Annotated in this window: 8 protein-coding genes; 4 read left to right on the forward strand and 4 right to left on the reverse strand. The window is 67.7% G+C overall.

Annotated features, from left to right (window positions below):
• Positions 1 to 197: 197 nt before the first annotated feature.
• Entirely contained in the window at positions 198 to 2,324 is a 2,127-nt protein-coding gene (locus ACFOYY_RS35130; protein WP_386195475.1) for a tetratricopeptide repeat protein, read from the forward strand.
• A 76-nt stretch (positions 2,325 to 2,400) separates the two neighbouring features.
• Here ACFOYY_RS35130 and ACFOYY_RS35135 read toward each other — a convergent pair whose 3' ends face one another.
• From ACFOYY_RS35135 to ACFOYY_RS35145, 3 genes are read right to left on the reverse strand one after another with little or no spacing between them, the layout of a single operon-like run.
• On the reverse strand, positions 2,401 to 3,333 hold the full coding sequence (locus ACFOYY_RS35135) for a carbohydrate kinase family protein (protein WP_362780178.1): 933 nt from the start codon (positions 3,331 to 3,333) through the stop codon (positions 2,401 to 2,403).
• On the reverse strand, positions 3,330 to 3,890 hold the full coding sequence (locus ACFOYY_RS35140) for a hypothetical protein (protein WP_386195478.1): 561 nt from the start codon (positions 3,888 to 3,890) through the stop codon (positions 3,330 to 3,332). The genes ACFOYY_RS35135 and ACFOYY_RS35140 overlap by 4 nt, the downstream gene beginning before the upstream one ends.
• A gap of 11 nt (positions 3,891 to 3,901) precedes the next feature.
• Positions 3,902 to 5,029: a hypothetical protein gene (locus ACFOYY_RS35145; RefSeq protein ID WP_386195479.1), complete on the reverse strand. Its 1,128-nt coding sequence runs from the start codon at positions 5,027 to 5,029 to the stop codon at positions 3,902 to 3,904.
• A gap of 319 nt (positions 5,030 to 5,348) precedes the next feature.
• On the opposite strand from ACFOYY_RS35145, the gene ACFOYY_RS35150 reads away from it, so the two are divergent.
• Entirely contained in the window at positions 5,349 to 8,435 is a 3,087-nt protein-coding gene (locus ACFOYY_RS35150; protein WP_386195480.1) for a tetratricopeptide repeat protein, read from the forward strand.
• Positions 8,436 to 9,196: 761 nt separating this feature from the next.
• On the opposite strand, the gene ACFOYY_RS35155 is transcribed toward ACFOYY_RS35150, so the two are convergent.
• Entirely contained in the window at positions 9,197 to 10,843 is a 1,647-nt protein-coding gene (locus ACFOYY_RS35155; protein WP_386195482.1) for an MFS transporter, read from the reverse strand.
• Positions 10,844 to 10,965: 122 nt separating this feature from the next.
• Here ACFOYY_RS35155 and ACFOYY_RS35160 point away from each other — a divergent pair, with 122 nt between their 5' ends.
• The gene (locus ACFOYY_RS35160; protein WP_362780192.1) at positions 10,966 to 11,541 is read left to right on the forward strand and encodes a helix-turn-helix transcriptional regulator; all 576 of its coding nucleotides are present in this window, start codon (positions 10,966 to 10,968) and stop codon (positions 11,539 to 11,541) included.
• Between the two features lie 857 nt (positions 11,542 to 12,398).
• Positions 12,399 to 14,444 (forward strand): elongation factor G, encoded by a 2,046-nt coding sequence (gene fusA, locus ACFOYY_RS35165; RefSeq protein WP_386195484.1) that lies wholly within the window; start codon positions 12,399 to 12,401, stop codon positions 14,442 to 14,444.
• Positions 14,445 to 14,715 lie beyond the last annotated feature (271 nt).

The raw sequence follows: 14,715 nt of genomic DNA on the forward strand, positions 1-14,715 counted from the left end.
ACACTCAGCATCACCCGGCAAGCCATCACCATAATAATCCTGGATAGGCCAATGAAATAACCATCTCGACCGCTTGACGAATTCAAGAGCAACGATAAAAATGGAAGTTCCGGCCAGATTTCCCCAACCGCAAAGAGATATAACCGCAGTCAAAAATCCCAGGAGCATGAATTATCGCTCACGACGCGAGCAGGGCGATGGGTGAGGACCTCAGAGACCAGGGACACTCCAACGAGCTGGGCGGGACCGTGTTCGGGCCGGCCCTCCAGGCCCGTGACGTTCACGGCGGAATCCATCTGCACCAGACCGCCTCCCCTGAGGCCCCGCTGCTCAAGCCCAACCAGCTCCCGGCCGGGCATCCCATCGTGAATCGCCATGACGAGCTCGCCCTGCTGGACGACATCCGTTCCGGCTCCGGCGGAACAGGGGCTCCCAAGGTCGCGGTGGTCAGCGGCCCGGCGGGCGTCGGCAAGACAGCGATGGCGTTGCACTGGTCGCACCGGGAACACGACTCCTTCCCCGACGGCGGGCTCTTCGCCGACCTGCGGGGACACGCGACCGACAAACCCATCCAGCCGACCGAGGTGCTGGGGTGGTTCATCCGCGCGTTCGGCGTCGAACCCAAGCGCGTCCCCGCCGGACTGGCGGAACGTTCCGCGCTCTACCAGTCGCTGGTGAGCGGACGCCGCCTGGTGGTCATGCTGGACAACGCCATATCGGTCGCACAGGTGACCCCCCTGCTGCCCGCCTCGGCGGAGAGCGTCACGATCGTCACCAGCCGGTGGCGCCTGGCGGGGTTGCTGATGCGCGGGGCCCGAGCCGTACGGCTTGAGCAACTCAGCGCGCAGGCCGCGCTCGAACTGCTGGAACGCACCATCGGCGGTGACCGGGTACGCGCCGAGCAGGAGTCGGCGGAGAGGTTGGTCGAGTTGTGCGCCCGGCTGCCGCTCGCCCTGTGCGTCGCCGCGGCCCGGCTGGCCACCCGGCCGCGTCGGCCCCTGTCCGAAATGGTGCGGGCTCTCACCCACGAACGACGGAGGCTGGCGGAGTTGTCGATCGGCGACGAGGACGAGACGAAGGTCCAGGCGGCATTGGCGCTTTCCTACAACGGGCTCTCCTCCGACGACATCAGGCGGATCTACCGGCGGCTCGGCCTCTTCCCCGGCACCACCTTCGACAGCTGGTCGGCCGCCGCGACGGTCGCGATGCCGCGTGCCCACGTGCGGGAACTGCTGGAGATCCTGATCGATGCCAACCTGCTCGACGACGCGCCCGGCGGCCACTACCGCTTCCACGACCTGATTCGGCTGCACGCCCGGGAGATGGCCGAACGGGACGAGTCCGAGGAGGTCCGCGCGCGGACCGTGCACCGGGCGGTCGACTGGTTCCTGTCCACCGCCACGACCGTGAACCGACTGGTCATGCCCTACCGCAAGGTCAACTTCGACGCGGTCGTCAACGAGCCCGCCGAACCTCTCACCTTCGCTGATCGAGCACAGGCGCTCGACTGGCTCGACGACGAACTCCCCAACCTCAGGGCGGCCATCCAGGTCGCCATGGAGCAGCGGCTTTTCCCCACGGCATGGCAGTTGGTGGACGCGCTGTGGCCGCTGTTCCTCTACCGCGGCCGCCATGACGAACGCCTTGAGATCGACAGGATGGGCCTTGAGGCGGCGCGGGCCTGCGCGGACGCCGAGGCCGAGGCCAAGATGCTGAACCGGACCGGGCTGGCACACCGCGCCCTCGGTGAACTCGACGAAGCCGCAGCCGACTTCCATGCGGCGCTGGAGATCTGGCGCCGGGAGGAGAACCGGTATCGCATATCCGGCAGTACACGCAGGCTGGGACTGATCGAACTGGACCGAGGCCATATCGAGGAGGCCGTCGTACTGCTCCAGGAGTCACTGAGCCAGTACCGAGCGGCGAAGGAGTCGCGCAAGGTCGCGCTTCTCCTCTGCGACCTCAGTGAGGCACTGATCGAACTGGGGAAGACAGCCGAGGCCGTTGACCACCTCGCGGAGGCCGAGGGCCTGCTTGCCGAGGTGGACGATCCACACAACCGGGCCAGGGCACGCATTCTTCTCGGCAGTGCCAGGGGAGGAGAGATTGGGACGGCCCTGGTCGAGCGGGAGTTGGAGGAGATGAAGAGGATCGGTTCGGCGATCGGCCAGGCGCAGGCCCTTCAGGCGTTGGGTGACCTCGCCCTGCGGGAGCACCGTGAACAGGACGCGCGGACCCTCTACGAGGAGGCTCAGCGCGTCCTGGCACAGAGCGGCAGCCGGAGCAGACAGTTACAGGAACGTCTGTCCCGGCTGGCCAGGTGACCACGCCACGTCAACCGCCCAGACAGAGCGCGCCGTACCGATGCCCAGACAGGCAACGCTACGGCGCGCGACGAGTTCAGCTGTCCCAGCGTCCGACGACAGTGTTGGGCGTGTGGGCGGCGTCAAGGGCTGACAGTTCGTCGAGGGTCAGTGACGCGGTGACCGACGCTGGAGCACCGACCTTCCAGCCCGCGTGCACCACCGCCAGCCGTAATGCCCGAACCGGATCCTCCGCCTCACACCAGAAGTGCAGGAACGTGGCGAACAGTGCGTCGCCCGCCCCGGTGGTGTTGACGACTCCACGAGGCGCGACCGCCTCCACCCGGACGAGCGTTCCCTCCCTGGTGGCCAGCAGCGCCCCCCGGGCGCCCAGACCGACCCCCGCCAACCGGCAGCGCGGGTAGCGGGCGAACAGCCGCCGCACCCACACCTCGGGCGGGTCGGGCAGCCGTTCGTCACTGCAGAAGACGACCGTCGCCGCGTCGAGCCACGGCCGGTTGTACTCCCCGTCGAGGTCGGAGACGAGGTGGAGATCCACAGCGATGGGGACGCCGAGCCGGGAGGCGGGTTCGACCAGCTCACGGACGAATTTCGTGTTCGTCAGGACCAGCAGGTCGGCGCCGTGGGCATTCGCCGCAAGCAGGTTCACGGGATAGGGGACGGTGTTCACCGGCGTCAGATGGGGAAGCCCCATCCGGCGGCCGTCCGGACCGACGAGCGCCACCCCCACCGACGACTCGGCCCCCTCGACGATCCCAGGGCCGAGCAGGCCGTTCCTGCCGAGTTCGGCCGCTATGCCGAGGCCGGGCAGGTCACGGCCAAGGACGGTGCACAGGCGGACGTCGTCCCCCAGGGTTCTGAGGATCTGCGCGATGTGCCCGGCCGCCCCGGAGACCCCGGTGGCGATCCACCGGGGAGACGAGGTGGAGGCGTACCGTACCGGGAACTCCGTCACCCCCACCGACATGTAGAGACTGACCGCGCCCGCGACCACGATCCGGCGTGTCACGCCGCCTCCTCTCCCGTACGGACACACGCCCGTCTGGTCGTCTCAAGTGCTTCGATCCGTCCCACGTACCGGCCGAAGAACACCGAGTCCGTGGTCAGGGCGTCGAGCGGCATCCCGGCGGCGCGCCAGCCGTACAGGAAGGAGCCGCAGAGCGCGGGACGCGCGCTTCCCGCGATCGTGACGAGCCGTCCGTCGCGCAGCGCGGCCAGGCAGCCGGGCGGACGCGCGCCGACCGCGACCTCGCAACCCGGGTAGCGGCCGAGGATCTCTCTTCCCGGCTGCGGGGTCACGAGCACGTCGGCCACCTCGTACCAGTCCTGGTCCGCCCGCTCGTCGAGACGGGCCACGACGTGCGTGCCGTCGAAGATCCTGGTGCCTCGGGGCGTGCCGCGCCTGAGGGTTCCTCGGCCGGGGGTGAGGAGCATGACGTGGGTCTCACGGACCGACGTCACCATGAGTGCCGATGTCCCCTGGCGCGGTATGGCAACGCCGCGCCGTTCGACCGTGGGCAGGTGCCCCACCCTGAACAGCTGGGCTGTGACGAACCTGTTGGTCATGGCCGTTCTCCTCACGCGGCGAGCCGGGGAGCCGGCACCGCCGGGGTCACGTGGACGTGCTCGGGCCGTCGTAAGCCCAGTAAGCGGTAGATGAGACGGCGCATGTTCTGGTCGAAACGGCCCGGCTCCGAGGTGATCAGCTCGGTGACCGCCTGGTAGCGGTCGGGCCGCATCTCCTTGGCCGCCCGGTCGAGCTGGGCACGCAGCGAACCACGCCGGGAGACCCGGGGGGCGACGGCCGCCAGCTTGGCGAGACCGGAGGCCGGGTCGACGTCCGCGTTCGGGAACCCGGCCAGCATGACGGGCTTACCGGTGACGGCGCCGTACAGGGTGACCGAGCCGTGGTCGCCGATGATCCAGTCGGCGGCGGCGAGGACCGCACGCCAGTCGACGTCGGGCGGGATCAGGCTCAGCCCGTTCCTCAGCTCGTCGGCGAGCCAGGCCCGCACCTGCCAGATGCCGTGCCCGAACCAGACGTTGGGGTGGAAGAGCACCGCGACGCGGAACTCCTCGCGCGGCAGTTCGGCCAGCAGGCGCGGCAGCAGGTCGGAGTGCCTGCCGAACAGCGACTGCTGCCCCCAGGTCGAGGTGACCACGACCAGCTTCTGACCCGGACCGACCTTCAGCGCCTGCCGGTAGAGGTCGCGGTGCGGCAGGCTGGCCACCAGCAGGTCGTGGGAGGAGTCGCCGACGACCGCCGCGACGGGAAGCGCCTGCGGGCACGTGCGGGCCAGCCGCCCGAGTTCGATCTCGTGCGGCAGGATGATCGCCGCGGGCAGCACGGCGCCGTCGCGCATCAACCGCTGAGCGTCGAGTCCGTACGGTGCGCGGTCCTCCGCCCTGGCCCCGTCCCTGGCGGGCACCAGCTTGTTGAAACCCGCACCGTGCGGCATGACGGCCAGCGGCGCGTGGATCTCGTGGATCGATCCAAGGCTCGCGGCCAGGGCGAGGTCGAACACCTGGTGTGGGACCTGCGCCCAGGGGAGGGAGGCGCCCCCCAGGCCGCTGATGAACTCATCGACCCCGGCGTTGAAGATGTCCGGAGCCTTGGTGAAGACGACCTGGATCCCCAGGTTCGACTCCAGCAGACGGGCCGTGTCCAGCAGCCGCTGCCCCGCGGTCACGGTGTGGACGGCCACCAGGACCGTCTTGTGGACTCTGCGCGTCGCCCATCGACGGGAATCGAGCCCAACTGCCACCCTGTTCCATTCGACCATTCTCCTGCCCCACCTCTTGGATTCGTCCGGCCTTCGGCAGTGGGCAAAGCCCACTAACCGGAGCATCACCCCCGAACCTTGCGGAACCCCTTGCGGTCTCCTTGTCGGAACCCTGCGCCGTCTCATAGGACCTCGCTGTGAATGACGTGAGATACAGAAGTGACATCACGGCCCTGGATCCGCTCCAATTTCGATGAAAAAATCTCACGTAGATGCTGACGCCCTAGGAAAAGGGGCTCGAATGGAATTCCGTATTCTCGGTCCAGTCGAGTTATGGTCCAGCGGGCAACGCCACGACCTGGGACAGGCCAAAACACGTCTCGTTTTGGCCATCCTCCTCATGAATCCGGGACGACCGGTAACCGTGGAGTCGCTCGTCCACAAGGTGTGGGGCGACGACCCGCCCGCCAAGGCCAAGGACAGCCTGTACAGCCACGTTGCCCGGCTGAGAGGCTCCCTCAACGGCACCGTTCACCTGCGGCGACATGCCGGGGCCTACCTCCTTGAGACCGACCCGGAGAACATCGACTACCACCGGTTCCTGAGACTCCGCGCACAGGCCAGGGAGAGCGAGACGACCGAACAGGCACTGCGCCTCTATCACGAGGCGGACGCGCTGCACCGGGGAGAGGCACTGACGGGCCTGACGGGACCATGGGCCGAACAAACCCGGGAGAAAATCGAAGGAGAAGTGCTCGACAGCAGGATCGAACGCATCGAACTCGAAATTCAGCACGGCCAAAAACCCGAAGACAGTGCGGAACTCGTTGAGCTGGTCAACAAATTTCCGTTCCGCGAGAAGCTCGTGGAGCTTCACATGCGGAGGCTCTGCCACGAAGGGAGGCCGACGGAGGCGCTCAACGCCTACAACCGGGCGCGCCAGGAACTCCGTGAACTCGGCACGGAACCCAACCCGGCGTTACAGGAACTGCATCTGCGCGTCCTCAAGAACGACCCCACATTATTGCCCGCGCCCAGAAAAGAGGCTGCTCCGAACACCCTGCCCCGGGACAAGCAGACCTTCACCGGCCGCACCGCGGAGCTGGACCAACTCGTCGGTTTCCAGGCCCGGCGGGACACGGTCACCGTGCTGGCGATCGACGGCATGGCAGGGGTCGGTAAGACGGCACTGGCCGTACATCTGGCGCACCGGCTCACCGGCGACTATCCGGACGGGCAGCTCTACCTCGACCTGCACGGCCACGACGCCCAGAACGACGCGATGGACCCGGCGACCGCCCTTGACCGGCTCCTGCGAGATCTCGGCATTCCCGGCAAGCTCGTGCCGAACGGTCTGGACGGCCGGGCCGCGATGTGGCGGGCCGAGTTGGCCCGCCGCAAGGTGCTCATCCTCCTCGACAACGCCGCCCGGCACGACCAGATCAGCGACCTTCTTCCTGGGACACCCGGCAGCCTCGTCGTGATCACCAGCAGGCGGCGGCTTGCCGGACTCGACGACGTCCACTCCCTCTCGCTGAACGTCCTGCCGCCCGAGGACGGCGCCGTACTCCTGCGTCGCGTCGCCGGTCCAGGGCGTGCCTTCCAGGAAGAAGGAGTCGCCTCGGTCGTACGGCTCTGCGGTCACCTTCCCCTGGCGATTCAACTGGTCGGCAGTCGGCTCAAGAACAGGGCCGCCTGGGACGCGGCCGACATCGCGGAACTGCTCAGCAGGACTCGACGAAGACTTCCAGCCATCAAGGCTGGGAACCGCGAAATCACCGCTGCCTTCGAACTGTCCTTTCACGCTCTTGACGAACGCCTGAAGCAGGCGTTCTGGCGGCTCGGCCTGCACCCCGGCGCAGACCTCACCCCCGAGAGCGCGTCGGCACTGTTGGACACGAGCCTCGCCGAGGCCGAGGAGATCCTCGACGAATTCGTCGATCACCATCTGATCGACGAACCCCGCAAGGGCCGTTACCGATTCCACGATCTCATCCGTGAGTACGCCCTTCTGCTGTCGGACCGCGAACCGGAGGCGTCCCGCACCGAAGTCCTCGGCCGAGCCTTCGACCACTACCTCCTCACAGCGGACGCGGCGGACCGTCTCCTCTACCCCTACCGCGCCCGCGACCCGCTCGGGGTTCCCTGCCCACCGTCTCAAGTGGTCGAATTCGACAGCGCCGACCAGGCCTCCACCTGGATGGAAGCCGAGCTGGACAACCTGGTCCTTATCGTCCACCACGGATGGGCGAAACACGCGGCACTGCTCGCACACGTGCTCAGCCGCCATTTGGACCTGTTGAGCCGTTGGGCCGAAGGCGCCGCCCTCCACGAGCGGGCTACGACGATCTACCGAGAGCTGAACGACCGTTCAGGACTAGCCTACGCGCTGGCCGATCTTGGTATGGCCCAATGCCAGACCGGCCAATACGACGAGGCGCTTCTCCACGTGGCCGAGGCTATGGAGATCCAGAGAGCCGCCGGAAATCAACGAGCGATCGGCGAACTTCTCGACCAGAGCGGCGTGGTGCACTGGCAGCGCTCCGAATACGACGTCGCCTTCGGCTACTTCGAGCAGGCGCTCCAGATTCGCAGAACAGTCGGGGATCGTAACGGACAGGCGAACACTCTCAACAACATCGCGGTCATTCATTGGCATAGAGGCGACTACCCTCGTGCCGCCGAACGCATGTGGGAAGCATTCGGCATGTACCAGGAAGACCATGACTTACGTGGCCAGCAGGTCACAATGAACAATATCGGTTACGTCGAGGTGCGATTCGGCCACTACGAGGAGGCGCTGCGCCACTATGAAAAGGCGGCCTCCCTCAACCCGAACCTGGACCCGCGGAACGCGGCCATCCGACTCAACAATCTGGCCTACGTCTACCAGTACATGGGCCGCTATGCCGAGGCATTTGAGTATTACCAAAAATCCCTGGAGGGGCACCGAAGAATCGGTGACCGCTGGTACGAGGCAGAAGTTCTGAACAACATCGGCAGCTATTACATGCGACTGGGAAAGAACAGCAAGGCACTCGCCCAATATCAGACGGCCATGAGCATATCAATTGAGACAGCAAATCAGCACCAACACTGCATAGCCCTTCGCGGAATCGGCACAACCCACCTCAAGGCGAGCAGGAACGAAACAGCGATTTTCTTCTACAAGAAATCACTCGAACTGGCGCAGCGGATCGGCGACGTCTACGAAGAGGCATGCGCCCTCGACGAGCTGGGCACCGCGTTCGCCCAGACAGGTGAGCAGGAACGCTCGAAGGAGCACTGGCGACACGCCCTTGGCCTCTACGAACGCCTAGGGGTCGTCGAAGCCGGACCACTTCGGGCGCGACTCAACCAGCAGGAGACCTCTGTTCAGTCTCACTAAAGCACGAAACACCCAAAAGCTACAATCAGCCTAGGCACCATTCATGCACCGCAGAACCTAACATACCCTCCCCACCTGGGCGCCCAAGTCTCACCCAGGCATACATGGCAACGAATCGTTTGGATCCAAATCCTGTCATTCCCCCAAGACCATCGGGGTAGGATATGAGAAGAGGTGAGTAAAACCCTATTCACATAATCTAAGGACGGTAAGTGATCATAAGCTTGGCAACGTTTATCGTTGTCACTGCTATGGGCCCTATGAACCACAGCCCGAGCACCACAGAAGCTTCCATTGTCATCAATGCAAGCTCCATGTACTACAGCTCGAACACCAAAGAAGCTCCCCTTGTCTACAAGACAGGCTTCATGCGGTACGGCTCAGACGCCAAAGAAGTTCCCTATACCATCACCGATAAGGTGATCTAAATAAAGGGGGAGGCGGAATTGCCTCCCCCTTTTTCATGCGCGAGCCGTACACATTCTGCGGCGGCGTTGGGAACGGGCACCGCCGCACCGGTCCATGAAGTCAGCCAGAAGCGACCTGGAACCAGACCGCGCATCCCGTCTGCCGGATGTGCTCCGTTCCCCATCGCCGGGACATCGAGTTCACCCAGCTGAGGCCCCGCCCGCTGAGGCGGTCTTCGACGGCGGGTCGCATCCTAGGAACGCCGGTCGTCGAACCTTCGTCGACCACTTCGACGTGAACCAGGCCGGCCCCGAGCCCGACACCAACCGTGATCACTCCGTCCGCGACCCGGGTCACCGTGAACGATCGCGTTTTGTGACGACCTCACTCACCGGCAGCGTGATCGTTTCCAGGACCTCGTCCGGAAAACGAGCCCCCGGCACGCGCCAAAATCCCTTCCTTCCATCCAGAGATGATCGGCGGTCGCCTCCAGGCCGAGGCATACGCGGACCTCGGTCCCCCGCAGACAGGTCAAGCGTCTTGCGGCGTTGTTCGACCTTTTCGTTGCGCGTTCTCTCGGAGTGCCTTCCCTTCCCCGCGGTCTCGATGATCTGGAGGGCGGAGGCCCAGCCAGGGCGACAACGGCTTGGGGTGGCGAGAGTCGTCAGGAGGACAAGGAGGCCGCAGGCGGTGACAAGCGCCCAACCGGGACGTGAGGCTTCCGCCAAGTGTGCCGGCGAAACATGGGCGATGAAGGTGCCCGCCGCGGCGACGCCCAGGGCCGAGCCGAGCTGGCGGGCGGTGGAGGTGATGCCTCCGGCGACGCCCGCACGGGCGGGAGGGAGGCCGCTGACGGCCGTGTTGGTGATGGGGGCGTTGGCGAAGCCGAACCCGGCACCGACGAGCAGGTAAGCGAGGGACAGCGACCACAGGTTCGTGTGGTCGCCGATGCCCACGAGGGACAGGCCGCCCGCGACGATGAAGCCACCGGCGAGCAGCAGCGGCAGGCGTGGGCCTGACCGGCCGACCAGTAGCCCGGACAGTGGTGCGAACACGGTCGCGGCGATGGCCATGGGGAGGGTGACGATGCCCGCGGCCACGGGGCTCAGGCCGCGGGAGTGCTGGAGGTAGAGGGTGGTGAGCAGGAGGGTCGCGCTGAGCGCTACGAACACTGCCACCGCGCCGACCACAGCGGCCAGGAAGGATGGCCTGCGGAACAGGGCCGGGGCGACCAGCGGCTCGGTCCTTCGCGACTCGACCAGGCCGAGCGAGGCCGTCCCGGCAGCGACCACGAGGTAACCGGCGATCACGGTGGGTGAGGTCCACCCGATGTGCGGGCCTTCGATCAGCACGGCGACGGAACCACCCACCACGACGGTCAGCAGCACCTGCCCCGGAACGTCGAGCCGACGTGGCCGTTCCGCCCGCGACTCGGGGACGAAGAGGGCCGTCAGCACCAATGCCATGACGACCACGGGCAGGTTGACCCAGAAGATCGACCTCCAGCCGAGACCCGACACCAGCGCTCCGCCCACGACGGGACCCGCCGCCATGCTCACCCCGAAGACGGCCGCCCACACGCCGATCGCCCGCGCCCGCTCCTTCGGGTCAGTGATCACGTTGACGACGATCGCGAGGGCCACGGGGCTGAGCATCGACCCGCCGACGCCCTGCGCCACCCGTGCCGCGACCAGTACGCCGATTGTCGGGGCGAACGCGCATGCCACCGACGCCGCGCCGAACACGACAAGACCGAGCCGGAAGACCCGCCTGCGCCCGATGCGGTCGGCCAGTGCCCCCGAAGAGATCAAGAGGCTGGCCAGGACGAGTGTGTAGGCGTCGACTGTCCATTCCAGGCCGCGGGTATCGGTATCCAGACCCGCGCCGATCGCCGGTAGGCCGATGTTGACGATCGTCGTGTCCAGACCGACAAGGAACAGGCTCAGGCAGCAGACCGCCAGTACCTTCCAGCGTCCGGGAGGTCGGGGTTCCTCGTCCATGTCGCTCCTTCGGTGGGTGTCAGGCCACCCACTGTCCGGGCGCCGGGAGCCGACCGGCCAGAAAATTTGCGGAAATCGCAAAAAACAACCGGACCGCTGCGACCGCCCGACACACTGGAGAGGTGGATGCGGAACTGGAGCAGACGCTCGCCGCCATCGGGCCCCGACTGCGCTCGCTGCGCCGCGATCGCGGCATGACCCTGGAGGAGCTGTCGGCGGCGACCGGTATCTCGGTCAGCAGGTTGTCGAGAATCGAGTCCGGCAAGCGGCGCCCGACGCTCGAACTGCTCATCCCGATCGCGCGAGCGCACCGCGTCGCGCTCGACCAGCTCATCGCCGCCCCTGCGACCGGTGATCCGAGGGTCCACCTGACCCCGCTGCGCCGCCGAGAGGGCAGCGTCCTGATTCCGCTGACCCAGTACCCGGGACGCCTCAAGGTCTTCAAACAGGTGATCGCGCCCTGCCCTCGCAGGCTTGTCACCCATGACGGCTACGAGTGGCTGTTCGTCCTGGCGGGAGAACTGTTGTTGGTTCTCGGGGAGCGAGAGCTGATCCTTCGTCCCGGTGAGGTCGCCGAGTTCGACACGTCCGAGCCGCATTGGTTCGGCCCGAACGGCGACCACTCCGTCGAGATCCTCCACATCTTCGGCAGGAAGGGCCACAAGGCCACCGTACGGGCCCATCCTGTCGACCACTGACTCTCTCCGAGTGCCGGTCCACAAGCCGCACAAGCAATCGCCAAGGCGGCGCGGCGATACCGAAGTTCGGCGTCGCCGAACGGAAGAGCGCCTCCTTCGAGACGTACCGCAGGGTCGCCCCCATCGTGACCGGGCCCACGTCCTGGGCGCTTGAGGCCGAGGCGCCGACCACCTGCCCGCACCTGAGGCACGGAGCACCGTTCGTCTGCACGATCGGCGGTCGCGCTCACCTCGGCGACCTCCGCCGTGCTCAGCGTCTCCGGCTGCCCGGTGATCCAGCCGCGCACCCGGGAGGCGCGCAGCAGCGGCACGCCGGACGCCTTCGCCACCCGCAGCGTGGAGCCCGGCGTATCCGTGCCGTCCCAGAGAGCGCAGCATCCTGGCGGTACGCCGTTCCCGATCGCCCCTTTGCGTCAGGTTCGTACGGCCTCGTGCCGACGCCAGCGGTACACCGTGTCGGCGGTCCCGACCACAATCGCCGGACGCGGGACCGGGATGCTCTACGCCCCGCCGGGAAAAACCGGTTTTCCGTCTGAACCGGCTTCAATACACTCGCCACGAACGGCGCACCGGGCGTTGTGACGAGAGAGGGGCCAGTCGTGCGACACAGCACCGCTGCGATCGTCCCCCCGTCACGACACGAGGTGATCCTGGTGTCTTCGTCGTCCCGGTGTCCGCTGCGCGGCTGACACCGGATGACCTCCTGACGACCATCTGATCCCTGTCCGGCGCCGAAGTCGCCGGCCGGGTCTCTCCCGATGCGGTCACCCCGCACGAGGACTCCCATGGCCCGGTCCCGGGCCGTTTCGTCAGGCGATCGCGCTGTCCTGTCCGGACCCCGAGAAGGGCCGTAGGCCGTGCGTACCGACCAGTTGAACAACGTCCGCAACCTGGGCATCCTCGCCCACGTCGACGCCGGGAAGACCACCGTCACCGAACGGATCCTGTACGTCACCGGCACCACCCACAAACGTGGCGAGGTGCACGACGGGACGACCGTCACCGACTTCGACCCCCAGGAGCGCGATCGTGGGATCACCATCTTCGCCGCGGCGGTGAGCTGCGTCTGGGACGGTCACCGGATCAACCTGCTCGACACCCCGGGCCACGTCGACTTCTCCGACGAGGTGGAGCGCTCGCTGCGGGTGCTCGACGGCGCGATCGCGGTCTTCGACGGCGTCGCGGGAGTCGAACCGCAGAGCGAGGCGGTGTGGCGGCGGGCCGACCGGCACGGGGTGCCGCGGATCGCCTTCGTCAACAAGCTGGACCGCGCCGGGGCCGACCTCGACACGGCCGTCGAGTCGATCCGCGCCCGGCTGCACGGGACCCCGCTGGTGGTCCAGCTGCCGATCGGGCGGGAGGACACCTTCACCGGGGTGGTGGACCTGCCGCGGATGCGGGCGCTGCTCTGGGACGACGACGGCGCGTTCACGGAGGGTCCGGTGCCGGAACCCCTGCTGGAGGAGGCGCTCCGGCGTCGCCGGCTGCTGGAGGAGACGGTGGCCGAACTGCATCCCGTCGCGCTGGAGGAGTTCTGCGCGGAGTCGGCGGTCTCCGCGCGGACCCTCACCTCCGTGCTGCGCGACCTGACCCGTACCGGTGAGGGCGTCGTGGTGGTGTGCGGATCGGCCTACCGCGACCGGGGGATCGAGCCGCTGCTGGACGCCGCCGTGGCCTACCTGCCCTCCCCGCTGGACGTGCCCGCGGTACGCGGCGTCCAGGACGGCTCGCCGCAGGAGCGCGCCGCCGACCCGGCGGCGCCGTTCTCCGCTCTGGTGTTCAAGGTGAACGCGACCGCCACCGGGCGGCTGACGTATGTGCGTGTGTACTCGGGAACGGTACGGAAGGGGGACACGGTGCTGGACGCGGGAACGGGACGCACCGAGCGGATCGGCCGGATCCTGCGGGTGCGGGCCGACCGGCACACCGAGGTGGACCGGGCGGTGGCCGGGGACATCGTCGCGGTGGTCGGGCTGAAGACGTCCCGCACCGGGACCACCCTGTGCGCGCCCTCGGCTCCGTTGCTCCTCGAACCGCCGGCCGCGACCGACCCGGTGGTCTCCGTCGCGGTCGAGGCGCGCGGGGGCGGCGACGCCGACCGGTTGGCGACGGCTCTGGCGCGGCTGGTCGAGGAGGATCCCTCGCTGACCGTCAGGACCGACGCCGAGACCGGTCAGACGGTGCTCTCCGGGATGGGCGAGCTGCACCTGGAGGTCGCGGTCGAGAAGATCCGTCGCGCCAACGGGCTGGAGGTCGGTGTGGGCCGGCCGCAGGTCGCCCACCGGGAGACGGTCGCCTCGGGGGTGTCCGGGCTGCTGTACCGGCACGTCAAGCAGGACGGGGGCGCCGGTCAGTTCGCCCACGTCGTCCTCGACGTGGGTCCCCTGGAGGCCGGTTTCGAGTTCCACTCGACCGTCACCGGTGGACGGGTTCCCCGGGAGTACGTCCGGGCGGTGGAGGCCGGTTGCCGGGACGCCCTGGCCGAAGGTCCGCTCGGCGGTCATCCGGTGACGGGCCTGCGGGTCACGCTGACCGACGGGGCCACCCACCCCAAGGACTCCTCCGAGCTCGCGTTCCGGGCGGCCGGGCGGCTCGCGCTGCGGGAGGCCCTGCGCGCCTGCCGGATGGTGCTGCTGGAACCGGTGGTCGAGGTCACGGTCGTCGTGCCCGGTGAAACCGCGGGCGGGGTGCTGGGCGACCTGGCGGCACGGCGTGGCCGGATCCTGGACACGAGCGCGAGGACGGACACGGTGGTGATCACCGCGACCGTTCCGCTGGCCGAGGTGTTCGGATACGCGACCCGGCTGCGCGGCCGGACCCGGGGCCGGGGGACCTTCACCACCCGGACCGCGGGCTACGCCCCGGTGCCGGGCGTGGCCTCCGCCGGGGAACCGTCCCGGTAGGACCTGACGACGGCCCCGCCCGCGTCCGCGCGGGCGGGGCCCAGGCGTCCCGTTCGGCGTCGTAACCCGCGTGCGCGGGAGGACCCCGCGGGTGTCCCAGGAGGCCGGGCCACGCCTCACCCGCGTGCGCGCAGGAGGGCCCTTGGGGGACGGCTTCCACGTGTGCATACGTTTTGTCGGTGACGATCCCTAATGTCCCGCGCATGACAAGTGCGACGTGGGCGTACGGCTACGCCGCGCCTCCCAACCTGGTAGAGGGTCGTCCGGAACG

It is taken from the genome of Streptosporangium jomthongense (assembly GCF_042650425.1).
Classification (GTDB): domain Bacteria; phylum Actinomycetota; class Actinomycetes; order Streptosporangiales; family Streptosporangiaceae; genus Streptosporangium.